This window comes from bacterium (assembly GCA_024226335.1).
Classification (GTDB): Bacteria; Myxococcota_A; UBA9160; order SZUA-336; family SZUA-336; genus JAAELY01.
In genome coordinates this window covers 1-1,866 of the sequence record JAAELY010000347.1, presented here as the reverse complement: position 1 = coordinate 1,866, position 1,866 = coordinate 1, and the positions used below count along the sequence as shown (strand labels likewise).

The 1,866-nt window shown below is 63.6% G+C and carries 2 protein-coding genes; both read left to right on the top strand.

Annotated features, from left to right (window positions below):
* Positions 1-899: 899 nt before the first annotated feature.
* The gene (tnpB, locus tag GY725_18035; GenBank protein MCP4006086.1) at positions 900-1,256 is read left to right on the top strand and encodes an IS66 family insertion sequence element accessory protein TnpB; all 357 of its coding nucleotides are present in this window, start codon (positions 900-902) and stop codon (positions 1,254-1,256) included.
* 61 nt (positions 1,257-1,317) lie between these two features.
* A partial coding sequence (locus tag GY725_18030) for a DUF4338 domain-containing protein (GenBank protein ID MCP4006085.1) occupies positions 1,318-1,866 on the top strand: 549 nt, incomplete at its 3' end.

Sequence of the window (1,866 nt, the reverse complement as noted above, 5' to 3'; positions counted from 1 at the left end):
GGAGTAGTGACGGATTAAATCGGCCCGCGATCCATCCAAGCCCGTCAATCCAACTACCTCGGTCGCGACTGGCGCTTCGCTTTGGGTGAGCAGTGCAATCAAGAACCGAGCACCGCTTGCGATTCGTGCAGCCCAACGCCGCCGCGTCCGGGCCGGCACCGGCGAACGAGCGGGCTCCACGACAGCCCTTTCCACGACCTGCCAGCTTCGCCAAAGGCTGCGAGCCAGAAACAACGGCACGATCTGCCAGGCTGCGCCGCAGTGCTCACGATCAGAACAACGAAATCGCAACACCTCAGTGGCGACTTGTGGATCATCGACCATCAGGCGCGGACGCAAGTCATGCCAGTGCATCGCGCTGAAACAGCGTGGGCACGAGGCCGGCCGATACAGGTCGGGCTCGTTGAGCCGGCGCTCATACGTGTCCTTCCGGTGAGCGTGCGTGCCGAGCATCGAGCTGAGAGCTAGCGTGGGTTGCACAAAAGGAGGCAGCCCATGGCGAACGCAACAAGCGGTGCGGTTCCCAGCGATTTGAAGGCCCTTGAGGCGCGTTTCGAGCGATGGCGTCGCGATCGAGTAGGCAGGCGAATTCCCGACGCACTATGGGAGGGCGCAGTGGTTGCTGCGCGCAAGCACGGTGCGTCACGGACGAGCCGTGTGCTGCGGCTGAATGCAAATTGCTTGCGCCAACGAATGAAGGCGGTGGCAGGGGCCGTGAAGGCAGCGGGCTCAGGGCAGACACCCCCAGCATTCGTAGAGGTTGCGTTCCCGCAAGCGAGCTCGCCCCCTGCGTGCGTGCTCGAGCTCACAAACGGGCGAGGCTTGCAGCTGCGGGTGGAGGTTCATGCGCAAGCTCTTGAGAGTCTTTGCTCGATGTTGCATGAGTCGCGGGGGACGCGATGATCCAGGTCACGCCGCAGATGCGGGTGTATGTAGCCGTGGAGCCCGCAGACTTTCGCTGTGGGATTGACGGGCTTTCGCGGTTGGTGCGCGAGCGTCTGGAGCGCGATCCGTTTTCGGGCTGTGTGGTTGTTTTTCGCAACCGTCGGCGCACGGCAGTGAAACTGCTCGCGTACGATGGTCAGGGCTATTGGTTGTGCCACAAGCGCTTTTCGGCGGGCCGTTTCTCCTACTGGCCCGATGGTGGGCAGGACGTACAGTTGGAGGCGCAGCAGCTTCACGTGCTGCTCAGTGGGGGCAACTTCAAGGCTGCGCAGGGCGCGCCGGTATGGCGGCCGATTGAGACGGCGGCGTAGCTCAAAAAAAGATTGCCGCAGCCCTTGCGTTCCACAGCATCTTCCACTACGTTGTCTCGCCATGGTGATTCTGCGCTATCGCGGTCGGGTGGTCACACCCTCAGACGCCGCATTCATTCGTGAGCTGATCGCTGCTCATCCTGAGGCGAGCCGGCGTGCACTATCCAAACACCTTTGCGAGGCCTGGAACTGGGTGCAGCCCAACGGCGAGCTGCGCGACATGGTGTGTCGCGGGCTGATGCTCGCGTTGCACCGAGCGGGGCACATCGAGCTTCCGCCGGTCCGGCTTCAGCCGGTCAACAATGTGGTGGCACGCCGCCGTCGTGCGCGGGTCGAGGTCGACACCAGCGCGGTGCAGACGCCGCTGCGTGACCTACGGCCGCTTTCGATCACGCAGGTGCGTCGCAGTAACGACGAGGCGCTGTTCGATAGCTTGATCGAGGAGAACCACTACCTGGGCTACACCCGGCCGGTGGGCGAGCACCTCAAGCACCTCATCCGAGCCCGAGACGGTCGGCCCTTGGCGGTCTTTGCCTGGTCGTCGGCACCGCGCCACCTCAATCTTCGCGATCACTTCATTGGCTGGTCGCCAGCCACTCGGCGAGCCCGC